This is a genomic window from Neobacillus sp. PS3-34, from assembly GCF_030915465.1.
Lineage (GTDB): Bacteria > Bacillota > Bacilli > Bacillales > Cytobacillaceae > Neobacillus_A.
On sequence record NZ_CP133267.1, the window covers coordinates 694,205 to 712,460 of the forward strand.

General features: G+C 36.1%; 16 protein-coding genes and 2 tRNA genes. 5 read left to right on the forward strand and 13 right to left on the reverse strand.

The window, feature by feature from the left end:
• The first annotated feature begins 52 nt into the window (after positions 1 to 52).
• On the forward strand, positions 53 to 784 hold the full coding sequence (locus tag RCG23_RS03450) for a hypothetical protein (protein WP_308178605.1): 732 nt from the start codon (positions 53 to 55) through the stop codon (positions 782 to 784).
• A 1,310-nt stretch (positions 785 to 2,094) separates the two neighbouring features.
• On the opposite strand, the gene RCG23_RS03455 is transcribed toward RCG23_RS03450, so the two are convergent.
• The 5 genes from RCG23_RS03455 to RCG23_RS03475 form a co-directional block, all read right to left on the reverse strand.
• Complete coding sequence (locus RCG23_RS03455) at positions 2,095 to 3,789, reverse strand: M3 family oligoendopeptidase (RefSeq protein WP_308178606.1); 1,695 nt, start codon at positions 3,787 to 3,789, stop codon at positions 2,095 to 2,097.
• Positions 3,790 to 4,049: 260 nt separating this feature from the next.
• On the reverse strand, positions 4,050 to 4,790 hold the full coding sequence (locus RCG23_RS03460) for an esterase family protein (protein WP_308178607.1): 741 nt from the start codon (positions 4,788 to 4,790) through the stop codon (positions 4,050 to 4,052).
• Entirely contained in the window at positions 4,787 to 5,977 is a 1,191-nt protein-coding gene (locus tag RCG23_RS03465) for an ATP-grasp domain-containing protein (protein ID WP_308178608.1), read from the reverse strand. Before RCG23_RS03465 ends, RCG23_RS03460 begins: the two co-directional genes overlap by 4 nt.
• A 152-nt stretch (positions 5,978 to 6,129) precedes the next feature.
• Complete coding sequence (locus RCG23_RS03470; RefSeq protein WP_308178609.1) at positions 6,130 to 6,495, reverse strand: alpha/beta hydrolase; 366 nt, start codon at positions 6,493 to 6,495, stop codon at positions 6,130 to 6,132.
• Positions 6,450 to 6,959: an alpha/beta hydrolase gene (locus tag RCG23_RS03475; RefSeq protein WP_308178610.1), complete on the reverse strand. Its 510-nt coding sequence runs from the start codon at positions 6,957 to 6,959 to the stop codon at positions 6,450 to 6,452. The genes RCG23_RS03470 and RCG23_RS03475 overlap by 46 nt, the downstream gene beginning before the upstream one ends.
• 208 nt (positions 6,960 to 7,167) lie before the next feature.
• On the opposite strand from RCG23_RS03475, the gene RCG23_RS03480 reads away from it, so the two are divergent.
• Positions 7,168 to 7,992: a hypothetical protein gene (locus RCG23_RS03480; protein WP_308178611.1), complete on the forward strand. Its 825-nt coding sequence runs from the start codon at positions 7,168 to 7,170 to the stop codon at positions 7,990 to 7,992.
• A 334-nt stretch (positions 7,993 to 8,326) separates the two neighbouring features.
• Positions 8,327 to 8,401, forward strand: a tRNA-Arg gene (locus RCG23_RS03485).
• 640 nt (positions 8,402 to 9,041) lie between these two features.
• Here the strand turns inward: RCG23_RS03485 and RCG23_RS03490 are convergent.
• From RCG23_RS03490 to RCG23_RS03515, 6 genes are all read right to left on the reverse strand, one after another.
• Complete coding sequence (locus RCG23_RS03490; protein ID WP_308178612.1) at positions 9,042 to 9,842, reverse strand: hypothetical protein; 801 nt, start codon at positions 9,840 to 9,842, stop codon at positions 9,042 to 9,044.
• Positions 9,843 to 9,853: 11 nt separating this feature from the next.
• Positions 9,854 to 10,030 carry a hypothetical protein gene (locus RCG23_RS03495; RefSeq protein WP_308178613.1) on the reverse strand — a complete coding sequence of 59 codons (177 nt, stop codon included), beginning with the start codon at positions 10,028 to 10,030 and terminating at the stop codon, positions 9,854 to 9,856.
• A gap of 48 nt (positions 10,031 to 10,078) precedes the next feature.
• The gene (locus tag RCG23_RS03500) at positions 10,079 to 10,309 is read right to left on the reverse strand and encodes a hypothetical protein (RefSeq protein WP_308178614.1); all 231 of its coding nucleotides are present in this window, start codon (positions 10,307 to 10,309) and stop codon (positions 10,079 to 10,081) included.
• A gap of 85 nt (positions 10,310 to 10,394) precedes the next feature.
• The gene (locus RCG23_RS03505; RefSeq protein ID WP_308178615.1) at positions 10,395 to 11,489 is read right to left on the reverse strand and encodes a PIN domain-containing protein; all 1,095 of its coding nucleotides are present in this window, start codon (positions 11,487 to 11,489) and stop codon (positions 10,395 to 10,397) included.
• A gap of 97 nt (positions 11,490 to 11,586) precedes the next feature.
• On the reverse strand, positions 11,587 to 12,537 hold the full coding sequence (locus RCG23_RS03510) for a hypothetical protein (protein ID WP_308178616.1): 951 nt from the start codon (positions 12,535 to 12,537) through the stop codon (positions 11,587 to 11,589).
• 114 nt (positions 12,538 to 12,651) lie between these two features.
• Positions 12,652 to 12,960 (reverse strand): hypothetical protein, encoded by a 309-nt coding sequence (locus tag RCG23_RS03515; protein ID WP_308178617.1) that lies wholly within the window; start codon positions 12,958 to 12,960, stop codon positions 12,652 to 12,654.
• 381 nt (positions 12,961 to 13,341) lie between these two features.
• On the opposite strand from RCG23_RS03515, the gene RCG23_RS03525 reads away from it, so the two are divergent.
• Positions 13,342 to 13,764 carry a hypothetical protein gene (locus RCG23_RS03525; protein ID WP_308178618.1) on the forward strand — a complete coding sequence of 141 codons (423 nt, stop codon included), beginning with the start codon at positions 13,342 to 13,344 and terminating at the stop codon, positions 13,762 to 13,764.
• Positions 13,765 to 16,264: 2,500 nt separating this feature from the next.
• On the opposite strand, the gene RCG23_RS03530 is transcribed toward RCG23_RS03525, so the two are convergent.
• Together RCG23_RS03530 and RCG23_RS03535 are read right to left on the reverse strand one after the other, a co-directional pair.
• The gene (locus RCG23_RS03530; RefSeq protein ID WP_308178619.1) at positions 16,265 to 16,681 is read right to left on the reverse strand and encodes a hypothetical protein; all 417 of its coding nucleotides are present in this window, start codon (positions 16,679 to 16,681) and stop codon (positions 16,265 to 16,267) included.
• A gap of 328 nt (positions 16,682 to 17,009) precedes the next feature.
• Positions 17,010 to 17,106: transfer RNA gene (locus RCG23_RS03535), tRNA-Sec, on the reverse strand.
• Between the two features lie 134 nt (positions 17,107 to 17,240).
• Here RCG23_RS03535 and RCG23_RS03540 point away from each other — a divergent pair.
• On the forward strand, positions 17,241 to 17,666 hold the full coding sequence (locus RCG23_RS03540) for a DUF2621 domain-containing protein (RefSeq protein WP_308178620.1): 426 nt from the start codon (positions 17,241 to 17,243) through the stop codon (positions 17,664 to 17,666).
• Positions 17,667 to 18,256: the final 590 nt, after the last annotated feature.

Consider the following 18,256-nt stretch of genomic DNA (forward strand, 5'->3'; position numbering starts at 1 on the left):
AAATTATGTGGGAACCTTTTACTATTGATGACTTGACCGAAGCATAGAAAAAATGCCATTTTACGAAGGTGAATTGGTATGGTTAGGGTTAATGGGGCAAAGCGAAATTAGTCTTCGGGATAAGTTGGGAATTTTTTTAATTAATAACTTTACAAAAAGGAATATTGATCATTTATTTGTGCCAAATGAAATCCCAATAAAAATAAAAAAACAAAATAGTGAAGAATCTAATTATACTTTAGAAAATGTAAATGAAGAGGAGGAAAATGTTTCATCTACAAAAAAGGTTTTAATCGACCTTGCAGTTATACAAAAGAGCAATTTTTTTACAGATGACACTCTTTTACCAAACTTCAGAGCAATTATTGAAGCGAAAAGTCTCTACACATCTGGGGTCTTATATAAAAAAGAGATTAATCGTACTGAAAATTTAGTTAGGAATGATTGGTTAAAAAATATTGATTTAGTACAGCATATAGAAAATAAAACCACTAATAAAATTCCCCAATTCTGTGTTTTATTTATATTTGATTATTCAATAGATGGCTATGATTCTACTAACGTAAACGAAATGTGGACATACAGCACGGTCATTAGGCATTTACATGATGTTACTGGAGGTTTATTTGAAAAACTAAAGGAGTTGAATAAATTTAGAGGTGTAACAGATGATGGTAAGGATAAAATGCTTGTGTCTCTTGAAAAAAAACTAAAAGATACATTTAACGGTCAAAAAGTTAGGTGTGGGCATTTAGGGGATGGAATTGAACAATCATACAAATAGTTCAAAGTCAAAGGGTACTTCGCTATTATACAAAGAATAACTATTTGATATACCACAGATAGTCACATTTATCTGCTAATCAAATGTATTATACAGTTTAGGACAAACTAGTCTTTTCTCACATTCATCTGAATAAATTGAAGCAAGGGTGAGTTAATGACTGTTTTTATTAAAAAGTTGAACGTGAAAAATATAGTAGTGAAGATAAATAAAAGTATGATAACCAAAGAAAACAACCACATTAGGACAATGGAGGAGCATTAAGGAAATTGTAGTTCTAGATTTACAGTGAAGAGGTTCATACATTTTCGTAAACCAATCTGAAATTATAAAAAAATCTTAATGTAATAAAGAATTTGTTTTATATAATATATTTCAACTTGGAACTTCTGCAAATTTAGGTGAACGTTGTTACATTCTTTTTTTCATCTTTTTAATTGGTTGTAAAAATTTTTCATGTCAATAAGAGGATAGGGAGAAGAGATATAGTTATCTACTTAAAAAATCTTTATTTTTACTTTTAAGGCTTTTTAGGTGCAAATTTAGTGCCCTGCTTGGTGCCCAAATTTTTAAAATTACAAATCACAAGAAACCACTAATAAGCAAGAAACCTTGATTTATCAATATTTTAAGGTACTCAGGGATACTAGAAAAACAGGTGTAAGCAAACTTCAAAACCGCTTGTGACATGCGTGCCAGGTTAGCTGAGTTCTTGATTCACAGGCGGTCCCACCATTATTTTGTCAGTGTATTGTGAGCTAATTTGACCGATTATCTGTGTACTAGTATATTTAATCCACTAATTTCTGTTAAAGATAGGTGGTTTTTTTATGCATTCAGTTATTCGTAAAACTATTCCTATATGTGAAAGACGATGTCAAAGTTTAATTTGTGTTAGGCCCGTTTAACAGAAGTTAACTCTCTTTGAAAAATTTGCGAACTATAAACAAACGGGAGGTTTAGCAAACAAACACTTCAACATTACTATGAACATTTCTTTACCTTACTGAATATTTAGCTATTTATGATATTATCCTTGAGTTTTTTAGGGAATGTATTGGATTCCTATTTCTAGTACCTTCATGTTCCCAGAAGTACTAGAAATCAAGTTTTCTTGCTATCTAAAGTTTTCCTGTGATTTCTAATTTTTAAAATTTAGGTACCAAGCCTGGCACCAAAACACGAAATAATCCTTGTTTCACAATGGTGAATAAAACACTGGTTGGTTTTAAAGAAAGCAAGAAAAGGAGATTCGCCACCAAAGCGGCCAATCCCATTATTCATCACTTAATTTTTGCTATATTTCTTCATTAAAGAGCCTTATCATCAACTGTATTCAAATAAACTTCAATGTCATCAATCACAGATTTCACACAACCTTCTTCAAATGGAGAAATTAAGTTCGCTTCTTTGACAAGCGCTGTAAATGATTGGCTTCCACCTTGCTTACATAGGTGTAGGTAATCTTTCCAAGCATCCTCTTTATTTTCTTGCGTACGTTTCCAGAATTGCAGCGCACAAATTTGAGCTAGTGTGTAATCAATATAGTAAAAAGGAACCTTGTAAATATGTCCCTGCTGCTGCCAAAAACCACCATTTTCCAAGAATTCATTTCCTTCATAATCGCGATGTGGCAAGTACTTCTTCTCAATTTCTCTCCAAGCAGTCTTGCGCTCAGCTGGAGTTGCTTCCGGGTTGGCATACACAAAATGCTGGAATTCGTCGACTGCTACACCGTAAGGAATAAATAGGACCGCTTCACTTAAATGAGAGAACTTGTACTTATCCGTATCTTCCTCGAAAAAAAGATCCATCCATGGCCAAGCAAAGAACTCCATACTCATGGAGTGGATTTCACACGCTTCTAGTGTAGGGAACCCGTACTCCGGCACTTCAAACCCACGACTTTCATATACTTGAAACGCATGTCCTACTTCATGCTTTAATACACGAACATCACCTTTTGTTCCATTAAAGTTTGCAAAAATGTATGGTGACTTATGTTTGCTAATATAAGTGCAGTAACCACCGCCAGCCTTACCTGCTTTGCTTAATAGGTCCATTAGGTTGTTTTCTACCATAAAAGTGTAAAACTCATTCGTTTCAGGAGCCATTTCCTCGTACATTTTCTTCGCTTGATCTACAATCCACTCCGCATCTCCTTTAGGATCAGGATTTCCTGTCTTAAAGCTGAAGCTGTCATCGTAATATTTCAATGCATCGACACCAATCCGTTCCTGCTGTCTTTGTTTTAGTTTTGTAGCTAAAGGAACGATGTACTCTTTCACTTGGTCACGGAACTTTGCTACCATTTCAGCATCATAATCAGTACGAGAAAGCCGGGCATAAGCTAACTCTGTAAAAGAAGAGAATCCTAGCTTCTTAGCAATACTAGTACGTACTTTTACGAGCTTGTCGTATAACTCATCTAATTGATCGGCATGCTCAACGAAAAAGTTGTACTTCGCTTCATTTGATTCCTTCCTAATGGTACGGTCAGGAGATTGGTGGTAAGGAACTAACTGAGCGAGATTTTTTATTTCCCCATCAAATGGAATTTTAGCTGAAGCAAGTAAATCCACATACTCACTTACTAGTTTGTTTTCTTCCTGCATGTCTTTCAACACTTCAGGTGAAAATGTTTTTAATTGACTGTCAGCTAATAAGAATAATTGTTTACCCCACTTTTCTTCTAACTGAAAGCGGAATTTAGAACCTGTAAGAGCCTCGTAATATTTTGTGATCAGCCCCTTATAAGCAGGTCCTACTTCATTGAAAAAATCCTTTTCCCTCTTATAGAATTCATCCCTTGTATCAATCGTCTGACGAATATGAACAATCTGTCTCACGCTGTCAAACTCAGAACGTAACCCATTGATCTCTCTCATTACCCGGTCCTGAACCTCAAAGGACTCAGCAGATTGGAACCTCTCTAGTAATTGATTAAAGTTCCTCTCCACCTCTTCTATATTCGGTCTTGTATATGGAAAATCGTTAAACTGCATGAAAGAATCCTCCTATGTAATAAAAAAATTTCGTGCAATTTACCTAAATTCGACACAGTGAAACATTTTCCTCTTCATTTCAAAAAAAAATTTCGTTTTTCGAAATATAGATCATACTGTTGTTCTTACATACTCCTTGACATAAATGCAATATACAACTGCATACAAAAAAACCGCACAGCTTGATACCTGTGCGGCAGAATATTGATTAAACACCATCAAGAACTTTCCTTACAACCATACTGATGTTTTTTTGATATTTATGAATGTAATTTCCCTAAATAATACGGCATTTGGCGCCGCCACCAAATCCAATCATGCGAAACATCTTCACCCCACTCATCAAACGATGCTGGGATTTGTTTTTCTTCAAAGGCTTCTTTTAATGTAAAGTATGAAGGCAGCCCATCCTGTTCCCAATCACCCCGCCCGGTACAAATTATGATCGTTGCCGAACGGTATCGGTCAATAAACCAGCCGTCATTCTGGTTCCATATGTAATCACTCGGTGAATTTTCGTAAACAAGCGGATCATTTCCATAATCCCCAAAAAAGTAACGTGCATCGTAAATACCGCTAAGTGCAACGGTTGTTTGGAAGACATCCGGATGTCTCAGGAAAAAGTTCAGCGCATGATATGCCCCCATACTGCACCCTGTGGTCATCATCGGGTCGAACCAACTAGTTTTATGTTTAATAAATGGAATGGCTTCTGAAATCACATAACGGTCATATGCTTCATGTGCCAATGCACGGTCATGCGCTGGTTTGGAGCCGTGCAGCCAGCTTTCGCTGTCGATACTGGCCAATGTAAAAAACTGCACTTTTCCGGATTCAATAAAGTCATGGCACACATCAATCATGCCAAAATCATGGTATTCTGTATGCGTCCCTCCAGATGAAGGAAAAACGAGGATAGGCATGCCGCTGTGCCCATATCTGTTCAACGGCATTTCACGTCCTAATTCGCCGCTCCAGTGGCTTAAATGTTCTATATTCATAGAAAAATCTCCTGTCCATCATTTTTGCGTTCATGTACAAAACGGATAATGTCATCGACTTCTTCCTGCGAATCTGCAACAATCGCATAAAATTGATTTCCCTGGAGTGTTGCAAACGCCTCAGGAATGCGTTGTGCAAACTTCACTCGACCGCCAAATCGGTCATAAATATCATTCATGCCATGCTTATACTCATACGCATCCCGCTGTGTGATACCGACACAGAACTGGTTTTCAGCAGCGGATTCCTTAAATTCTCCTCCTGTCACGAGAGAAGCATACTGAGCAAATAAATCAATGGAGTACGCGAAATTGTACATATCCACCGTGTAGCCGCCAGCCAAGCGGTTATTGTATTCAAGTGCCACATAATCACCATTTTCCAATTTAAAAAACTCAATATGGAAAAAGCGTTCTTTCATGCCAAACTCATTCACAATCGCCTTTCCATACCTTTCGAGCTTAGGATCCATTTCTTTTTGAATCACATACGCCAGATCCAACTGACCATTAACGAGTTCCAGAGTTGGAACGTTATAGGTAAAGCTTGTTTGGAAAACAATTTTCCCTTTCTGGTCCACTAAACCATCAAATGTACAAAGCACGCCTCCTTCGACAAATGGTTCCAGGAAGTACACTTGTGCTTCTCCCCATTCTTTCTCAAAACGACGTACAGCCTCATCTGAATCTAATTTAAAGGTTGCAGCGGATCCCACTCCATTATCCGGTTTCGCGATAACCGGCAGTCCTAATTCATCAATCGCTTTTAATAACTCCTCTTTCGTTTTAGCGGTTCTTCCTTCTACAACTGGCACCCCTGCTTGTTTAAAAAGCTTCTTCATTTCAGATTTATACTTCACTTTTTTCAAGTCATCCGTTTTATTGCCGTACACGTTAAATTGCTCACGCAGCTGCGCATCAAGTTCCAGCCAGTGCTCGTTATTGGATTCAATGCGGTCAATGGGGCCATGTTTATAAAATAAAAAGGCAACCGCCCGTTTTACTTCATCTACATCTTCTAGATTATTCACACGAAAATATTCAGTTAAAGAGTTTTGTAATTTGGAACTTAATTGGTTATATGGCTCCTCGCCAATTCCCAAAACATTGACCCCCGCTTCTTTTAAACGATGAGCAAATGGCTGAAAATTACTTGGATAAAAGGGTGATATCAAAATATAATTCATAAAAAAGGCTCCTTTTTCAGAATTAAAGATTCATAGTTTTTCAAAATAATACAATCATTTAAATGTTAAATCAATTCAATATACTAAAGTATTCAAAAAAAGCGGGAGATTCCTCCCACTAAATTTAGACAAATTATGCAGTTCACGTTCATTCAAGACCACTTCTCACTTAAGAAACGTAAACATTCCGGCAAGTGTTTGCGCCAGGCTATTTCATTATGTTCTTCATCCGCAAAAATATTTAAATGAATGTTATCAATTGGAACAGAGCCTTTTAGCAGTTGTTTGTAATACATAAGCGAGCCATCGATATAGGCCTGCTTCATATTGCCATACAACAATTTCCGGTCAGTATCATCGCCTTCCTGAGTCCCAACTTGAATGTAGACCCTCTGCTCAGGATCCAACTCTTTTCTGGCAATATAACTGTCAAACGCTTTACTTGTAATCCAATTGGCTAAAGAGAAAATACCTAAACCACCAATTTGGTCTTTATATTCAATCCCCATAAAGGCCAAATATTTCCACCAAGGGAACTGCCAATCATCGCTGTATGAACCTTATCCGACTTAGTCCGGTATTGCTTATCGATAAACGGCTTCACGGCTGTCATGACGAACTCAGCAAACTCCGCTCCTCTTCCGCCTAGTTCTATATCTTCAGGAAGTGGGCTTTCAGTAATTTTCCAAGGTGTATATTCATCAATTCGATCTTGTCCGCCGTTATCAATCCCAACCACAATCATCCTCGGCAAATCGGGTTTTTGTTTAATGGCCGGAATCACTTTCCACGAATACCCGCTAAAAGATTCACTACTGTAAAAAACATTTTGTCCATCATGCATATAGACGACTGGATAATGCTCAGACTCATCTTTATCATAGTTTTTCGGTAACAAAACACGCACCCGGCGTTTTTCATTTTTATAAGACATATGTAATTGATGTGTTTCCAGTTTTAAATAAAAATAGGATTCGTTCACTATTTAACCTTCCTCACTCCTTTGATATTACATTAAATATACTAATCTTTTTTCCTTTAAACCCTCATTTAAATATAATAATTTTTGTTTTTCGTTTCCAATATATCCCACAAAGGCTAATTAGGACTGTTGCAGGTAGAACCACTGCGTGAGAAGTTGTATAATCTCATGGTGGTATTCAACAAAAAACGTTAGAGGTGAATAGGCATTGGACTTTAATTCAGATTCCGAGCATGCAAACAAAGTCGATGACGACAAATATAGAGAACAAACACTTACTGAGGAACAGCAGGCAGAATGGGAGACGGATCAAAGGGGACGTGATATACAGGTAACAAGGGAAAGCAGGCTCAGCCACTCAAGGATGGAGAGGAGAAACAAACTGGCTGGTTCTGAGGACAAAGTGGGAGTTACTCCGCAAAACAGGACAAGCTCCAAATCCGCCTCAAAATCCAGACCTTCCCTTAAGAGGCCAAAGGTGAAACTGCCTAAAATAAAGGTCAATTTCGCCATAAAAATCGCAGCCGTCCTAGCGGTTCTGATCAACGTTAGGTACGTTATGGGCTTGATGAAAGAACCCGTCGGTACCTTCACCTTCAATCAGTTGGTGATTAAGCTGGCAATATCCGTTGGTATCAACTTTGCAGCAGTCTGGATTCTGTTTGCCAAACAGTCCCGGATTAAGTATTTTCTTTCGCAGTTTGCAGTGTTCGCATCATCTCTATATTACTTTTATAGTCATTATACCAGTCTTACATTATTGGTGAGGAGCAACCTAATCCCTTCGGTGCTTGTAATCCTATCCGTTCTGATGTTGGTCAATTCCAGGTCCAATAATTACCTGAAGAGCATCCTGTTGCTAGTCTTTGCCGCAGCCGGAATCTACGTCAGCAGCAATCAATTTGCACTTGAATGGGTACTGACCGGCAGTGCTGGACTGGTGATGTTTTTCAGAATTTCCAAACCCAAAAGAAATGACAAATCTGCTAAAAAGGAAAGCAGAGAAAGACGGAACCAGCGGCAGTCAGCATAGTGGCGATAAACACGCGTTGCCAATCAGGAATTTTTAAAAAGAATCTCTTACGAAAACAACGGCTGAAGCATTAATGTGCCGTTGTTTTTTTTATATAAAAAATAGACCGAGTACACTCGGTCTTGTAGTCATTTATGCATATGAAATTGGCGGGACTGCCTGGGAATCGAACCCACTAGACCTGGCACGCAGGTCTCAAGCAGTTTTGAAGTTTGCTGGCATCTGTTTTTCTAGAATCTTGATGTACCCTCAAGTCTTGATAAATCAAGCTTTCTTGCGTCCTAGTGTTTTCTTGTGATTTGTAATATTAAAAATTTGGGCACCAAGCATGGCACCTAATAGCCTTAAAAAGTTACTGAGCTACAGTTTCCTAAACTGTAGGTCGGAGGTTCGAATCCTCTTTGGGACGTATAAAACGTGAAAACGCTGATTTAATGCTTTTTAACCCTTGTTTTATGATGGTTGTTAGTTTATAGCTTTAAATTAGCGTTTTTTTGCTGTTTTTTGGCTATACTGTAGGACTTGATATTTTGTGACTTAAAGACATGCAGACACCAAAATTGGAGGCTAAACCACTTATGGGACTTACTTTTATTTCACAAAGAGGACAAAACAACTCACACGATGACCGACAGCGTCCTCATGTCCGACAGACACCTGATGGAACTAAAAGTGAAGATCCATTGGTTATAGCGTCTTTTACAAAAAATAACGCTCTTCCGTTTACTGGAGGGCGTTTTTGTTACTACATTTTTTAGATTTTCAAAGTAGACCAATTTTGCATTAGAAACAAATCTCCCATTGAAAGGGGCACGATTTTGAGTCGTGCCCGTCTGCCAATTCCGCCACACCGGCATGATTACTGCCTTTTTTGCCTAATATGTAAATGCTATGTAATTGCTAATTGTGTTGTTGTCCACACGATTATTAATTACCTCGTGATAATAATCATACCCGCATAGTATTAGGTGTCAACCAACAAATCATAAATAATTTAACAAAGAGTTCACCATGAAGATTTGTTTTGATTTGTTTTGATTTATTTATTTTTAATAACTTCTTATTTTATTTAAAAGATTAGCAGACAGGTTTAAGCGCATGTGTCTATGTCGCCACCCTACCCTTATACTTCTTTCTAAAAAGAAATCATTATGTATTTGATGATTAATTATGCTTAGATTGTTACCGTCCCACTCAGCATATTTTATAGGTGTCTTGAATATTTTTGTTTGCAACGGATCTGAACTGAATATTATATAATTATCTTTGATGTTTATGTTCAAAGGTATACACCTCGAAGCAACTGACAGTTTTTCAAAGTACTCCTTTTTAAACTTTTCCTCTCCAATAGTTCCATCCGTGATTTTCCATATCCATTCCTTTTCATGATTATATTTTATTGGCTCGAAATAAAATAAATCTTGACTTTGTTCATTTTTTTTAATCAGGATATTACAATATTTTTGATATACTTTATATTTATTTGTAGCAGTAGTACTCCATATTTCCGTTTGTTTAATCTTTTCCTCAACTGTTGCATAGCCAATAAAATAATAGCTCATCGGGTTTATAAACTTATCAAAGCCAAAAAACAAAATCATATCATCTTTTTTTATTTTATTCCTAACATCTCGTCTACATATTCCCCAGGTTACTTTTCCACCATTATCCTTACTTAATTCATAAGCAAGAAATGATGGATCATCAGATAAATCAATAAATGGCCAGTTTATAAAATAATCTTCAATAAACTTATTATCATGTTTAAATTCTCTATTATAATGGTTCAACTTATCAAACCGCTCTTCAAATCTACCTATAATATAAACGACAATATAACAGTCTCGCATAAAGTCACGTCCTAAACTGTAAAGTTTAGTGGATTTCGATACCACCCAATCCGTTGTTCGATTGCACTAAAACTTCTATTAGGCAGCTTATCTTGAATTCTTCTGGCTATTTCAATGTGGCTTTCATTCGGGTATTTTAAAATAGCTTTTAATAAAATACATTCTTCCTTGTCATTCCATTCTCTCAATTTTTCATCCTCCTTTTAGTTTCGGCTAAAGCTAGACTCTGGTTAAATTTATTTAGGTGAAACACTGCCACCATTATATAATTTAAATCCATTTGATTTTGGGGTTTTGAATTTTACACATGTATCCTTTGGATTAGACTTGATTGAATGCATTGAACAAATCTTTTGCTTTGAATAAAAATCGCAATTATTACAAATCCCTTTTCCTATTCCTTTTGTGATTCCTAACATCTCTTTGGCTAACTCCCTACCTGAATCACTTAATCCTTTTTTACCCATACTCCCCTCCTAAGACCATAAATATATAAGTTCAAACAATATAATGGTGAATTACAAATCAAGGTTTAGTATTCTTAAAGAAATTTCAGCTAAACTCTATATCAATATCTTCAAAGAGGTGCGTCTCAATAATTTCAATTTCTTCGTCACTGTTGATGTTAAAAACAACGTCAATAGCAATTTCCATATTCCAGGTTTCTTCAACCGCCATTACATAATCATTCCAATCGTCATCTACAATTGTGATATCTCTATCCCCTGGTACATCATAATACTCATACTTGGGAATAAAATATTGAAAATTAACCCTATAATTTTGATTATAATAAACAAAACTATGGTCCATTCCGATTTGAATGCCATTTAGGATATCAATTTCACCGATAGGCTCAATTACATTTATAGATACTCCACTTGTCTCTCCCACTATTTCACTTATTTTAGTTTCAAATAGTTTCTCGATCTCAGTTTGGTAACTTTCAGTAATACTCTCCAGCAATTCCATCACATTGTTTTCTAAGTTAGAATTGAACTCTTCAATTCTTGGAAACAGTGGTTGTAAAATTTGTTCGTTTAACTGCTTTAAATTTAATACTACTATGAATTTTTCTACATCTATTCCTACCTCCTGTAAATCCTCGATTAAATCTTCAGATAAATAGGCATTATTTCCATCCCTAACTATATAATCTGTATCTCCATTTACAAAAATAATCTTGTCATATTCATTGGAAACTTCCTTAAGAAAATTTAAATAAGAACTCCAAATAAGGTTGTCCTTTACCCCTCCACTTTCTTTACCATTCTTATTTTTGAAAGGTTTTTTTAACTTCATTGCTTTTTGATAAATAAAATCTAAATCTGCTCGATTCTTATCAATTATAATAACCTTAAGATCATGTATTTCTTTAGCTAAGCTATCTTCAATTTTCTCCATTTCTACAATATTAAATTTTACATTAACTCCCCTTCGTTCTAATTCTTTTAAAGCTGCCACAACAGCTTCCATTGCTTCACTTTGTTTTTGGGTAAACTTCCGTATTGATTCATCCAAACAAATTTCTGAAAAAGCCATTTTGTTATAACCACTTTTTAAGAAGTCCGTTAATAAAGGTGAATTTATTCTATAATTAGCTGAAATGATTGCGTTAGAATCTAAAAGTATTAAATGCTTATCCATTTTTACCCCACACTTCTAAAAAACATGTTTTTTTCGGACTACCATTCTTCATAAATTATAACTCTAAATCCCATAAATCATAGAAATTGCATAACTTTTATTCAACTAATCTGATCTTCCCACTTCTAGCATCTCTTGTAATTCTTTTTTTCTCATTTTCTATTTTAAACCATAACTCATCGTACATTCCGGGTTGTAAGAATTCACATACAATCCTTTCCGCTCTGGATAAATCCGCCTGTCTATCATTGCGTAAAGAATGATCAATTGATTCTATCTTAGGTAATGGTGTTCTAATAATGTGAGGTTTCTTCTTTTTTAATGCTTCAAAATAAGTTCCTTTTGCAGCAAGGTGAAAACCTCGACCACCGAATTTTACATAAGGATATTGTGTTTTACCATCCTTTCCAATATGTATCCCTTCATAACTGAGTTTGTTATCTTTATGAAGCTTTTTAAATGCATAAGCTTTCATTCTATAATAATTATCTAACATTACTTCAAAGTACTCTTGACAAGCTGGTGAAAAGTCTGAGTAATTAAACTTGAGATTATCCCGATACGCCTTAGCTTGTTTATTAATAACCCACAAGGCCTTTGATAATTGCTCAATTTTATTTTCTTCTGGTGTTACGGTAACTTTTTCACCATCTTCTGATATGTATCCGATTATGTATTTGTCGTTATTAAAATAATCTTCCTCTTCTTCCCAATCATCATCGTCCTCTTCGAAAAATTGGTCAAATGGTTCCTCCTTCTCATTTTCTGCCATAAGCATCGTAATTTCTTTTACTTTTTCCGCTTCAAACAAATAATCGGTGGCATCAAGATATCCATCGGTTATATTTCCATTAACATCGACAGTAATTGTTATTCCTGGTCTATTTATGTGTTGGTATAAATATCTGACCGCCTTCTTATTATCGTCGTCAACCCGTAATAAATTATAGTTTTTTCGCAGCCATTCCAGGTATGGTTTATTTTCTTCAACCATCGCCCATTTACTTTTTGCAATAGTTATCTTTAAAGGATCAATTTCATTATTCATTCCTCCAACCTCCCAAGAAAATTACTAGATTTATATTACCAAAATAAGTATGCTATTTATATGTTTTTCCAATTTTATGCTGATATTTTATTTTATTTTATTTATTACTATACTTCACAAGCCCAAGAGGTATATCTCATAATAAATTGACGGAACCCTTAAGATTCCATCCTTAAATTTCTTTCGTATTCCAGTGCATAAATGACGGCAGCGCAGTAATCCAGCTTTTGTTAAGTTTCTATATTTAGACCTGCACATTATTGGTTCAATATAAGTAACCCTATTATCCTTTAAAAACGACCTCAACTGCCTGTATAGTTCCATCCAGTCAGCCGGCGGCATATACCCCTTAAGCCCGGCTGGTTTACCGTCTATAAAGATCAGAAGGAGCCCGAACCCACCTTTTCTAAGTCCGGGAATCATTACACAACTTCATATTTGAAGTAAAAATGGAGCGTGACATGTTAGCAGGGATAGAACAATAAGAAAGGTGTGAAAGGGCCAAGGCACAGGGTAAGCACATGGGGCGTATAGGGCTGAGAAAGATGTTAAGAAGGCTTTGAAGCTGTATGCCGAACGTGAATCAAACGGATTGGGCATAAATAATATTGTGAAAATGACGGGGGATCCCCGATGTACAATTTACGCTAAAGCTAAGGAACAAGGTTTAAATTAGACTACAACTGTAGCAAATTAAGAGCTTGGATATAAATCTAAGCTCTATTGTTTATCCAAGTTTTTATTGATTTTTTACTAAAATAATTGAAAATGAAACTATAAGGAAAATATTGGAGGGGAGCTAATTTGAAAAATTTGCTTAAAAATACTTTTACTCTAATTTGCATAATGGGACCGTCATTATATTTCGGTTATTTTGGTAAGCCTACAGAAATGGGATTAGCAATAGCAGCTGGTGCCATAGCCGTTATATTTCTAAATCCGGACAAATTTCAGAGCTTTAGTGCAGCCAGTGTTCAAGCTGAACTTAGAAAGACAGTAGAGGAAGCTTATGCTAGTATTGAACAAATTAAGGAAATAGCTACCCCCTCTATTTGGACATCCATTACTAATTTAACATTTCAAGGTAGATTCGGAGGAATACCGGAACAAGAAATGGAAAACTATAAAAAACACATAGAAAAGCTAATTCAGGGCGCAGGGACAGGTTCACTGTCCCATGGGATCGGAGGACGCACCCGAAATACAGAATTTGTTAATTCCCCTTAATAGTGCAGGTAAAGTCTCAGCCAAAATGGGATATTTGGTATACATTGAAGCAAAGATGTGAAATTATATAAATTAATTCAGGCCAATGCACACCCCGTTTCAATAATGTCCATTCTCTCCCGCTAGATGCAGCTTTCCGGACCTATTTACGCATCTTCATAAAAAAATGATTCCCTGCATCTCTCTGGCAGAATTAAACTACTTTGCTTATAATATTGCTGTCCCCAGATAGAAAAGACAAAAAGGTTTCCACATTCATAGCATTTTACAATAAGGTCTGCAGAGCCCGAGCCTTTAATGCCTCTTCCAACCAGCTTTTCGTTACTGGACCGCCGATTCATCTACTGACTCTCTTTCTTCTCAACACCACTATCCCTGCAGAAATAAATTTGGGACGAGGTACCTGTCCCTTCGTCCCTATTTATTTCTAAAGAACACCCCAGATAATTAACAGCTTGCATTGTATACCTCTTTATGGTTGGGAAGTCTCCCCAGCACTACTTATTTTTCTTCTATGGTATAAATATGACTTACCTTATAATAATCTTCTTTAAATCCTAAGCATAAAAATAGTGGGCTTTTAGCCCACTCAAAAAACACAATCAGGACGTAGGGACAGGTTCACTGTCCTGGTTCAAAGGACGCAACCGAAACTTAGAATTTATTAGCGTCCATAATAGAGCAAGTAAAGTCTCATCCAAACAGAGGGATTTATTCTGCATTGAAGTAAAAATGCGCAATTATATAATTAATTCAGGCCAATGCACACACCAATTCAATAATGGCCATTCTTTCACGCTAGATGCAGCTTTCCGGCCTATTTACTCATCTTCATAAAAAAATGATTCCCAGCATCTCTCTGGCAGAATTAAAACATTCCTGTTTCCAAGATTGAAAAGACAAAAAGGTTCCACATTCATAGCATTTATAATAAGGTCTGCTGAGTCCGAGCATTTTAATGCCTCTTCCAGCCAGCTTTTCGTTACTGGACCGCCGATTCATCTTCATCTACTGGATCTCTTTCTTCTCAACACAGTGACAAACCAACTTTCCCTACAAAATAAATATGGGATGAGGTACCTGTCCCTTCGTCCCTCAAATGAAACATTGTAACAGTTGAATCTGAGACAGTCTTTTTTCCCTTCATGCACAGTAGGCAGCAAACCTCACGGCAGTGACCTTATGCTTCCTTAGTGGTTTATCAATGTGTACCCCCAAAGTGCACTTTCACCACCTAGATAGATGCCATGACTGGCACACAAGAAAAAGACCACAAAAATTGTGGTCTTTGCTACCTTTGTGTGATTGTCAAAATTTGAACTTAACATTATGTATCGATATTACGCCTCATTCTCGGCACAATCTTCACACATATCCATGTATGTTACTGCGCTTTCACGAACTTTTTTTCCACAAATATCACAAATAATCATTTTTCATCCCTCCTTTATTTAAAGAAATTTAACTTATAATTAAAAAGAACAAGGAACTTTTTAATGAGTTATAGATTATTTGTCTTAAACTTTATGTATTTGAACTATTGTACCATATAAAGATTTTTTAAAGAATATTTTAATCCCGTAACAAGGTCCAATTGGGGTAGATAGTTCAGGATCAAGGTCAACTGAAAATTCAAACCTTGGTTCACCAAATTCAATGGCTAATCATTGGTTTACCGTTAACTTTATACTCAACAGTCCAAACCTTTGTAAGTGTGTCAAATTGACAATTTGACTTTTTGTTATGTCTATATCTGTCAGGACGCAGGGACAGGTTCACTGTCCCATGAATTCGGAGGACGCACCTGAAAAATAGAATTGATTAGCGTTATAATAAATTCTCCTTAATAGAGCAGGTAAAGTCTCAGCCAAACAGGGGATTTGTTCTGCATTGAAGCATAGATGCGCAATTATATAATTAATACTGGCCAATGCAAACCCCTTTTCAATAATGGCTTTTTTTCCCGCTAGATGCAGCTTTCCGAAACCTATTTACTACTTCATAATAAAATGACTACCGGCATCTCTCTGGCAGAATTAAACTATTTTGCTTATAATGTTGCTGTTCCCAGATAGAAAAGACAATAAGGTTTCAATTTTTATAGCATTTTATAATAAGGTCTGCCGTGCCCGAGCCTTAAGGTCCTCTCCACCCAGCTTTCAATACTGGACCACCTATTCATCTACAGGCTCTCTTTTTCTCACACAGTGACAAACCCACTTTCCCTGCAAAAATAAATATGGGACGAGGTTCCTGTCCCTTCGCACCTAAACCTCATCATGCACCTGTGAATTTCTACTTATTTTCTCCACTTTCTTAACTGAAGCCATTTTTTATTCGCTCCTCTGCAATATTAGGGTCATCTTTTTAAAAATATTACATACCAATTTAGCATGTTTGTATGGGAATTTAACAGCTAACAACGGTTAACAACCGAGACAGATTAAATGCTTTCAAAAAAAAGAAAGAACTTAGTTTGATTCCAAGCTCTTTCTAATTATTAATTACACCTACATCTGCTAAGACCATAACTGTTGTTAAAAGGTACACCACAAGATGGGCAGACTTTCTTTGATTTATCATTAAAATCTCTATTTAACAAAAATGGCTTTTTTTGTTCTCGGAGTTTCATATCTTGTTGTATTAGTCTTGTTCTCATCACTTCTTCTTGCTGTTTCACCAAAAGTGCTCTTTGCCTCTCAAGCCCCGAATCCTTAATTGAATTTTTTGACTTTTCGTAAATATATTTCCTAAGGCCAGGTAAGGTATTCTCTATTTTTTTGATTTGTTTTTTGATTTGCCCTTTATCGCCTTTTTTTGTTGCTGCTTGAATCTGTCTTAACTCTTTTTTTAATTGTTTAAGTTGGTTTTCCAAATTTGTCAACTTCCCTTTAGCGTCACTCAAGCTCATCTTCATAATCCAGCTACTCCTCAAAATTTATCTAACTTGGTTAAGGAATATCTTAAAAGGTTCCATTCCAATTAACAAAGGACGGAACTCTAAGTATCCCACTATTTGTTAAACTACTATATTTCACACAGCACCTTATTGGTTCGATAAATGTAAATCTGCCATCCTCAGAAACCACCCGTAGCTGACTGTATAGTTCCTTCCTTGCAGCTAGTGTCGTAGCATTTGTGCACTAAAAACACAAATAACACCATTTCGGCACCACCTAAATAAAAAAAGACCGATTTTACTCGGACTCCTGTTTTATCTATGTAAAAACCTCATATATTTGTGTTGGCGGGACTGCGTGGGAATCGAACCCACCAGACCTGGCACGCAGGTCTCAAGCAGTTTTGAAGACTGTGGAGGACACCAGTACCCCATTCAGCCCCATAAGAGACATTCTTTATTATACTAGTAAAACCGCTCTCCTTTCAATAGGTTTCGCCAATTCGCCATATGCTTGTCTTAATTGGTGAAAACAGCTTATAATGAAGTGAAATTATTATTTTGTAGGTGAAGAAAAATGCTTCATGGCTGGTTTCTTTTGTTTATATTGTTTTGGATTGTTGTTCTAGTATCTTCGTTTGCCATTGGCGGATTTTTTATGTTTCGGAAATTTTTAAAAAAGCTTCCCAAGGAAGACGGAAAGTCTGTTATGGATTGGGAAGAGCATTATGTTAAGGAATCCCGGCATTTATGGCAGGATGATCAGAAAGCGCTGCTTGAGGATTTAGTCAGCCCGGTTCCTGAATTGTTCAGGGATGTGGCTAGACATAAAATTGCCGGTAAAATTGGCGAGATTGCCTTAAATGAAAAAGCTTCACGGATTACCCAGGATCTCGTCATCCGCGGTTATATTTTGGCCACTCCTAAGAGGGATCACAAGTTTTTACGGAAGAAATTAAATGAGAAACAAATCAGTGCTGCTCCATATGAACACTTATTTTAAAACCGCCTGCTATTCGGCGGTTTTTTTCTTTTTAAATTAAGGCTGTTTCCCTAAAATTTATTGTTTTACTCCATAAAAAATGACCCCGAATAAAAATGTAAAATTACACTAAATGATGTATAATAATGGTAATAGAGGAGGGTTTAATTTGAATTTATTTATTAGAAGTACTTTATCGGGGACATTATTAATCTCTTTTTATTTTCTTTTATGGAAGCTGTCACATAGTTCATTCATTGCTTTTATTATTTCGTTCGTTATCACTGCAGCCATTACATCTTTTTACAGTAATAAATTAAACTTAAAGTCAATGGGCGTAATTCAATTGTCAATGGGTACGGGAATAGCATTTATTATTTTAGCTTGGATCAGTATTACGTTATTCCCTCCTGCGGTATTACGAGATATAGGAGACATAGTTAATCCCTATCTTAAAAGCCTTCTGTTTGGTCTGATAACGATTGTAATAATGACTTTGTTCAACTTGTTCAAATTTAGAAAGTAATGTATTAACAGTGTACATCTTTCACTGCAATGACATCGTTATTTCTTCATTTACATCTATTCATCCCCTAAACGTCTCCTTGAAG